At 37.7% G+C, this 6834-nt stretch carries 5 protein-coding genes and 19 tRNA genes; 1 reads left to right on the forward strand and 23 read right to left on the reverse strand.

Features of this window, described 5'->3' with window-relative positions; translation table 11 throughout:
• Nucleotides 1-7: 7 nt before the first annotated feature.
• Genes pepF through ACEPSS_RS08330 form a run of 4 tightly spaced genes read right to left on the reverse strand, consistent with a single transcriptional unit; the run spans nucleotide 8 to nucleotide 4370 of the window.
• Entirely contained in the window at nucleotides 8-1813 is a 1806-nt protein-coding gene (gene pepF, locus ACEPSS_RS08315) for an oligoendopeptidase F (protein ID WP_395319091.1), read from the reverse strand.
• Nucleotides 1803-2864 carry a competence protein CoiA gene (locus ACEPSS_RS08320; protein ID WP_395319093.1) on the reverse strand — a complete coding sequence of 354 codons (1062 nt, stop codon included), beginning with the start codon at nucleotides 2862-2864 and terminating at the stop codon, nucleotides 1803-1805. The genes pepF and ACEPSS_RS08320 overlap by 11 nt, the downstream gene beginning before the upstream one ends.
• A 54-nt stretch (nucleotides 2865-2918) precedes the next feature.
• Nucleotides 2919-3614 carry an adaptor protein MecA gene (locus ACEPSS_RS08325; protein WP_395319095.1) on the reverse strand — a complete coding sequence of 232 codons (696 nt, stop codon included), beginning with the start codon at nucleotides 3612-3614 and terminating at the stop codon, nucleotides 2919-2921.
• Between the two features lie 12 nt (nucleotides 3615-3626).
• On the reverse strand, nucleotides 3627-4370 hold the full coding sequence (locus ACEPSS_RS08330) for an MBL fold metallo-hydrolase (RefSeq protein ID WP_395319096.1): 744 nt from the start codon (nucleotides 4368-4370) through the stop codon (nucleotides 3627-3629).
• An 87-nt stretch (nucleotides 4371-4457) separates the two neighbouring features.
• Here ACEPSS_RS08330 and ACEPSS_RS08335 point away from each other — a divergent pair, with 87 nt between their 5' ends.
• Entirely contained in the window at nucleotides 4458-4958 is a 501-nt protein-coding gene (locus ACEPSS_RS08335) for a hypothetical protein (protein ID WP_395319098.1), read from the forward strand.
• A gap of 151 nt (nucleotides 4959-5109) precedes the next feature.
• Here ACEPSS_RS08335 and ACEPSS_RS08340 read toward each other — a convergent pair.
• The 19 genes from ACEPSS_RS08340 to ACEPSS_RS08430 all read right to left on the reverse strand — a co-directional run bounded on the left by ACEPSS_RS08340 (nucleotide 5110) and on the right by ACEPSS_RS08430 (nucleotide 6820).
• Nucleotides 5110-5184, reverse strand: a tRNA-Asp gene (locus ACEPSS_RS08340).
• A gap of 4 nt (nucleotides 5185-5188) precedes the next feature.
• A tRNA-Met gene (locus ACEPSS_RS08345) sits at nucleotides 5189-5262 on the reverse strand.
• 18 nt (nucleotides 5263-5280) lie between these two features.
• Nucleotides 5281-5352: transfer RNA gene (locus ACEPSS_RS08350), tRNA-Glu, on the reverse strand.
• Nucleotides 5353-5372: 20 nt separating this feature from the next.
• Nucleotides 5373-5460, reverse strand: a tRNA-Ser gene (locus tag ACEPSS_RS08355).
• A 6-nt stretch (nucleotides 5461-5466) separates the two neighbouring features.
• Nucleotides 5467-5541: transfer RNA gene (locus tag ACEPSS_RS08360), tRNA-Ile, on the reverse strand.
• Between the two features lie 5 nt (nucleotides 5542-5546).
• Nucleotides 5547-5617 (reverse strand) — tRNA-Gly (locus tag ACEPSS_RS08365).
• A 28-nt stretch (nucleotides 5618-5645) separates the two neighbouring features.
• A tRNA-Phe gene (locus tag ACEPSS_RS08370) sits at nucleotides 5646-5718 on the reverse strand.
• A gap of 9 nt (nucleotides 5719-5727) precedes the next feature.
• Nucleotides 5728-5802 (reverse strand) — tRNA-Asp (locus ACEPSS_RS08375).
• Between the two features lie 4 nt (nucleotides 5803-5806).
• A tRNA-Met gene (locus ACEPSS_RS08380) sits at nucleotides 5807-5880 on the reverse strand.
• A 9-nt stretch (nucleotides 5881-5889) separates the two neighbouring features.
• Nucleotides 5890-5979, reverse strand: a tRNA-Ser gene (locus ACEPSS_RS08385).
• Nucleotides 5980-6050: 71 nt separating this feature from the next.
• A tRNA-Ile gene (locus tag ACEPSS_RS08390) sits at nucleotides 6051-6125 on the reverse strand.
• A gap of 10 nt (nucleotides 6126-6135) precedes the next feature.
• Nucleotides 6136-6209: transfer RNA gene (locus ACEPSS_RS08395), tRNA-Met, on the reverse strand.
• Between the two features lie 31 nt (nucleotides 6210-6240).
• A tRNA-Pro gene (locus tag ACEPSS_RS08400) sits at nucleotides 6241-6314 on the reverse strand.
• Nucleotides 6315-6320: 6 nt separating this feature from the next.
• A tRNA-Arg gene (locus ACEPSS_RS08405) sits at nucleotides 6321-6394 on the reverse strand.
• A gap of 8 nt (nucleotides 6395-6402) precedes the next feature.
• Nucleotides 6403-6488, reverse strand: a tRNA-Leu gene (locus tag ACEPSS_RS08410).
• A 3-nt stretch (nucleotides 6489-6491) separates the two neighbouring features.
• Nucleotides 6492-6563, reverse strand: a tRNA-Gly gene (locus tag ACEPSS_RS08415).
• Between the two features lie 5 nt (nucleotides 6564-6568).
• Nucleotides 6569-6641 (reverse strand) — tRNA-Thr (locus tag ACEPSS_RS08420).
• A gap of 31 nt (nucleotides 6642-6672) precedes the next feature.
• A tRNA-Lys gene (locus ACEPSS_RS08425) sits at nucleotides 6673-6745 on the reverse strand.
• 2 nt (nucleotides 6746-6747) lie between these two features.
• Nucleotides 6748-6820: transfer RNA gene (locus ACEPSS_RS08430), tRNA-Val, on the reverse strand.
• Nucleotides 6821-6834 lie beyond the last annotated feature (14 nt).

A 6834-nucleotide genomic window follows, 5' to 3' on the forward strand; every position in this document is an offset into this window, starting at 1 on the left:
CTAAAATTTAGGCTTCAATTAATTTTTCTAATTCATCCATGCGTTGCGAGAATTTGGCAAATGCCGCTTCTAAATATTGGCTGTTCGTCATATCAACCCCGGCTCGTTTCATAATGTTAATTGGGGTATCGGAGCTTCCTGATTTCAAATAGTTTAAATAAGCATCAATTGCAGCTTGATTTCCTGAACTGATTTTTTCAGCTAAAGTTGAAGCTGCGCCAAATCCAGTTGCATATTGATAAACATAAAAATCGTAATAAAAATGGGGAATTCTTGACCATTCAATCGCAATTTCTGGATCAGAAATGATTTCATCACCGTAGTATTTTTCATTAATTGCTTTGTATTTTTCACTCATAACATCCGCCGTTAATGATTTGCCTAATTGCCCCTGTTCATGAATCCAGTTTTCAAATTCCGCAAATTGAGTTTGCCGGAAGATTGTTCCCTTGAACCCTTCCAAATATTGACTAAGAATGTATTTTTTCATTTCGGGATCATTGGTATTCGCTAATAAATAATCGGTTAGGATATTTTCGTTAGTGGTCGAAGCAATTTCAGCCACAAAAATTGAGTAGTCACCATATTGATATGGTTGATTATGACTTGAATAATAACTATGCATACTGTGTCCGGTTTCGTGAATTAAAGTATACAAATTATCTAGGTTATCTTGCCAATTCAATAAAATATAGGGATTCGTGTCATAAACACCAGATGAGTAGGCCCCGGTCCGTTTCCCTTTATTTTCCACTACATCAATCCAACGATTGTTTAATTCTTCTTCAACGTGTTTAACATAATCAGGTCCCATAACTTGTAGAGCCTGTAACATAATCTTTTTTGATTCCGCAAATGTATATTTAACATCCGGGGTTTGGGCCAAAGGAACATACATATCATACATGTGCATCTCAGAAATCTTTAGAATTTTTTTGCGTAAAGCTACATAACGATGTAATAATGGCAAATTATCATTGACCGTCTTAACTAAGGTAGTAAAAACCTTTGCTGGGATTTCGTTTTCATGCATTGCCTGTTCCCGGGCACTGCTAAAATGATGTACTTGCGCTTGGTAATTATTTACAGCAACTTCAGATGATAACGTTGCTGCTAGGGTATGTTTAAACTGATTAAAAACCGTATAGAACTTTTGAAAAGCTTCTCTTCTAACATTCTGATCGGTCGATTGCAGTAATAAACTGTATAACCCGTTTGAGAGTCGAACCGTGTTACCTTGCTCGTCTTTTACTTCGGGAAAAACAAAATCAGAGCTATCCATCATACTAAAGATTTTTTCCGGTGCATTAAAAATATTAGAAGCCCCTGATAGGAGTTTTTCAGCTTCAATGCTTAAGACATGCCCTTCATCTTTCAAAATCATCTTAAATAATCGATCATATTCGGTTAATTTAGGTTGGGTTGCCATGTAAGCATCAATTTTTACTTTCCCTAAATTAATGATTTCTGGATCAAACCAGGACGTTGCTTCACTTAATTTGGTGCCCAAAGCTTCGACTTGTTCCATTCGAACTTGGGCTCCATTATTTGCGGTATCGACATCATGATTTAAATGAGCATAGACATAAACCTTTTCAAAACGACGATTCAAATTCAATACTTTTTCAACTACTTGGAGCAAGTCATCAGCACTATTAGCCAATTTGCCAGCTAATTGATTAACGGTTGCCACCTCAGCTTTAACTTGGTCCAATTCAACCTTAAATCTTGCTTCATCTTTAAAAATTGTGGTTAAGTCCCACGTTAAATTTTCTGGAACTTCATTACGTTTAGGAATACTTTTAACTGTCATACGCGGACCTCTTTTTCATTTTTTTAATTGCGTCAATTTTATCATATGTATCACGATACCAAACGAAATTTTTAATTAATCGTACATTTTGGTTATTAATATTTACGTAACCAGCTTTTTTTAACGAAGCTAGGAAACTTAAAGCTGGATTTTTGCTTTTAATAAATAAATATTCTTCATATTCAACTAACTCAAGTAAATCAGATAATTTACAGGACTGCTGCTTTTCCAGTACTAAAATAATTTTAATTTTCCAAGCTAGCCAATTTCGCTTCATAATTGGTGTGTTTAAAATTGGATAGTGCGTTATGAGGGGACATCCGCTTAATAAATGACCATTTTCATAGCAAAGTTGTTGTAATTTTAGTACGTTGCCAGTTTGCCATCTCAATTCGGTTTCGATGGTTTGTGTCAGTTTAATCAAATCTAACTTTGGATAGGTAAATGGCTGTGACTTTTTCATGAACTTGATTAACGCTTGATAGGTAGCAAATTTTTTTAGCTTGCAAACTATTTGATTTCCAACTTGCGTAATTCGATATTTTAAATAATAACAATGCTGCGAGGCATCCAAAAATAATAAATAAAAACCAACGTAACGTTGATAGCGCAGAAAACGTAAAACTGCATCTGCCTGTAAACTCTTTTTAAAGTAGTCCATTCCTAAAATCCAGATCGAATTAATTTGCTGAGATTGATACCCAGTGACCCTTTCTTTTAACCGCCGATTAGTAATTGGACTACATTGGTATTCAAAGGCGAGCTTGGCAGTTAATAAATCTGGACGTTGTTTTACGGCAATTAAATAAACTTCTAGTTTAATTTTGGGATAATCCCTAATTAAATCATGAAACAACTGTTGTTTTCCCCGCAAATGAAGTTGTGTCTCCCCTTCACTGCCAACACAATCAGAAGCCGAATGATGAGCAAAATGAGCAATCATTTTTGATCCATGTTTTAAAATTACTAATTCGTGACAGATCGGACAAAAATACTTCTTACTTCTCTTTGCAAATTCAGCATTAATTAAGTTTTGCTGATCAAGTGCCATTAACATTCAATCACCCTATTAAAGGTACGAAAAAAGACTAACCTAAATTAGTCTTTAAACAAAATAATTTTTAATGGTATTAACCGCTGAATCCTTAACGATCAACTTTGTTTGTTGTTGAATTTGATCAGCATGAATCTCACTTAGGTGACCATATTCGTAAATTAGAGCTAATTGGTCATCAATTAAATTCATGCGTTGCTTTACTTCCTCATAACCAGCATTAATTCCATCAGGTAATAAAAAGGCTCTTACAATCAAATAGTAGTGATCTTGTGCTTTGTACAAATCAGTTTTAATCTGCATCCCGGGAAAGTCAAGCTGGTTTTGAATTTCATTAACGGCTCCAATTACTTCTTCGAAATTAGAAAAATAAATAGGGACCGTTCTAGTCATCTTTTTTTCATCAAACTCATCAATTGGACGATTTTTTTCTTTAATTTCCTCAAATTTTTCTTTGGTTTGTTCCGACATGAAATTTACATTTGCTTCGGTTAATTTTGAAACAACATCATTATCTTTACTAATAATCATTTGAAAACCGTCAGATTCTGGCAAAATTTGAAATGATACTAAATCATTGTTTTGAAAATCATGCTGATCGTCAACCTCTTCTAAGATCGAATAAAAAAAGTTTTCCACTTTATTTTTATCTTGCATCAAATCTAATAGATTCATTTTACGTTCTTTTAAATCACTGGTTGTGACCCAAACTTTAATTGTATTTTCATTTGATCTTTCGTATTTCAACTTTTATCCCTCTTAACTTATTTCAATTTGTTTTCCTACTGTGGGTAAAATAACATTTACCTGGTTTCCCGCAGCTTGTTCAGTTTGTTGTTTTAACACGCTTAATTTCCCTGATTGGGGCAAATGACTAATCATTAGGTTGGCAACCCCTGCTTCTTTAGCGAGATTCCCAACTTCTGTCGAAGTCATATGCCAAATTGGACCAGTTTTATCACTAAAAAAATTTGTATCGGCAATTAATAAATCAGCATCCTTAGTAAAGTTAACTAACTCAGTAAAATAGCGTGAATCAGCAGTATACACAAGTGTTTTTCCCGTCTTTATCTCTTGAATCCGAATTGCAAAAGCTGGGACTGGATGTACTGTTTTAATAAATGATAGTTCAAATGGTCCAATTTTTTTAACTTGTCCTGCTTCAAAAGCAACTTTTTTCGTTGAGTTAGGCCAATCTAAAGCATCAAAGTGATTTTTATCCAACGTATGCCCATAGATTGGCAATACAGGAGTTTTATAACGTTCATTGTGTAGTTGCCAGTAATATTGTAAAACGCCGACATCAGCAATGTGATCAGCATGATAATGCGATAAAACAACTGCATTCAACTTTAAGGGATCTAATTGGTTTTCTAATGAAATTAAAACTGCACTTCCACAATCAAGTAGTAAATTAAAACCATCTGATTGAATTAAATAACCACTAGTTCCTTGATCTTGATACGGAAAGCCACCATAGTACCCTAATACTGTTAATTTCATTAATATCCACCTTCTAATGCATAATTCTTTTAACTTAGACTACTTTATTTTAAACTTAATGTAAATAAAATGAATGGAGTAACTATTATGATTAAACAAATTTCTGTAACATTTGGTTCTAAGAGTGTCCTAGACAAAATTATTGCCAAGCATCCTGAACGTGATTTAGCATTATTTTCTCCATCTAATAACGATACTGGTCTCCAATTAGTTGATTATTCAGGAGAACCATCAATCTTTTCAAATCCAGTGATTTATGAAGTTGTTTCACATACTGGAGTTGATAACTGGAATCATTACATAGATTACGTTGAGGTAACGCCTGATGCTGAACGTCGTAAAGTTCTAAATGCCACCGTAAGTAATTTCATGACTGACATTAATCATCCTGAAGGAATGTATAGTGCCTACTACATGACTGATGCTGAAAATCCTGATAAAAAAATCCTTTTAACTCTTTGGAAAGACAAATACTCATTTATTCAATGGAAAAATAATAAAATTGATAATTTCATGGCTTTTGATAATTTCAAAGATGACTTTAGTATTAATTACCATAATTCAGGATATGAACGAATTGAAGAATAATTTAATGATTTTGGCATTGATGGATTATCAATGCTTTTTTTGTACCAGTAATTAGGATTTCAAATCCAAAGATATAATTTTAAATTTAATCTAACCAAAAAACGATCAAATCCTAAAAGAATTTAATCGTTTTTTATTAATATAAATCGTACGGTCCGTACGAGACTCGAACTCGTGATCTCCTGCGTGACAGGCAGGCGTCTTAAACCGACTGGACCAACGGACCAAAATTGCGGGGGCTGGATTTGAACCAACGACCTCCGGGTTATGAGCCCGACGAGCTGCCAGACTGCTCTACCCCGCGATAATAAAATATTAAAAATGACCCGCACGGGATTCGAACCCATGTTACTGCCGTGAAAGGGCAGTGTCTTAACCACTTGACCAGCGGGTCATATAAAATAGTAAAACTTACGGAGAAGGAGAGATTCGAACTCTCGCGCCGCTTACGCGACCTACACCCTTAGCAGGGGCGCCTCTTCAGCCACTTGAGTACTTCTCCAAGAAGTGGGCCTAAGTGGACTCGAACCACCGACCTCACGCTTATCAGGCGTGCGCTCTAAACCAGCTGAGCTATAGGCCCATTAAAGCGGGTGACGAGAATCGAACTCGCGACAATAGCTTGGAAGGCTATGGTTTTACCACTAAACTACACCCGCATAATAATATGCTATAAATATGAAACAATGGCGCTGGACAGAATCGAACTGCCGACACACGGAGCTTCAATCCGTTGCTCTACCAACTGAGCTACAGAGCCAACTTAAAGCGGTCCGTACGAGACTCGAACTCGTGATCTCCTGCGTGACAGGCAGGCGTCTTAAACCGACTGGACCAACGGACCAAAATTGCGGGGGCTGGATTTGAACCAACGACCTCCGGGTTATGAGCCCGACGAGCTGCCAGACTGCTCTACCCCGCGATAATATAAAGGAGGATGAGAGATTCGAACTCTCGCGCGATTTGACTCGCCTGACGGTTTTCAAGACCGTTCCCTTCAGCCAGACTTGGGTAATCCTCCATAACACGAATACTATTATATCACGTGAAAAAAGTTAATGCAATAGGTATTAAACCAAAAGGTTTAATTTATGGATCTTGTAGGACTCGAACCTACGACCGGACGGTTATGAGCCGTCAGCTCTAAACCAACTGAGCTAAAGATCCATGGACCTAATCGCGGCAGAGGGGATCGAACCCCCGACCTCCCGGGTATGAACCGGACGCTCTAGCCAGCTGAGCTACACCGCGATATATAGACAAAAGAATATCAATTATCTAATCGGGAAGACAGGATTCGAACCTGCGACCCCCTGGTCCCAAACCAGGTGCTCTACCAAGCTGAGCCACTTCCCGAAAAAATGCACCTAGCAGGAGTCGAACCTGCAACCTTCTGATTCGTAGTCAGACACTCTATCCAATTGCGCTATAGGTGCATAATAAATGCCGAGGACCGGGATCGAACCGGTACGGTCATTACTGACCGCAGGATTTTAAGTCCTGTGCGTCTGCCAATTCCGCCACCCCGGCATAAGCGGAAGACGGGATTCGAACCCGCGACCTCCAGCATGGCAAGCTGGCGTTCTACCACTGAACTACTTCCGCATAAATGCCGACTAGAGGATTCGAACCTCCGACCCCCTGTTTACAAGACAGGTGCTCTGCCAACTGAGCTAAGTCGGCATATACTATGCCTAAAAATATTTAGTTGTAATGAGCCGTGGCAGGTTCGAACTGCCGACCCTCTGATTAAAAGTCAGATGCTCTACCGGCTGAGCTAACGGCTCAATGGAAGATACAGGGATCGAACCTGTGACCTCCTGCTTGTAAGGCAGATGCTCTCCCAGCTGAGCTAATCTTCCATTGATAGCGTAGC

It is taken from the genome of Fructilactobacillus frigidiflavus (genome assembly GCF_044054575.1).
Lineage (GTDB): Bacteria > Bacillota > Bacilli > Lactobacillales > Lactobacillaceae > Fructilactobacillus > Fructilactobacillus frigidiflavus.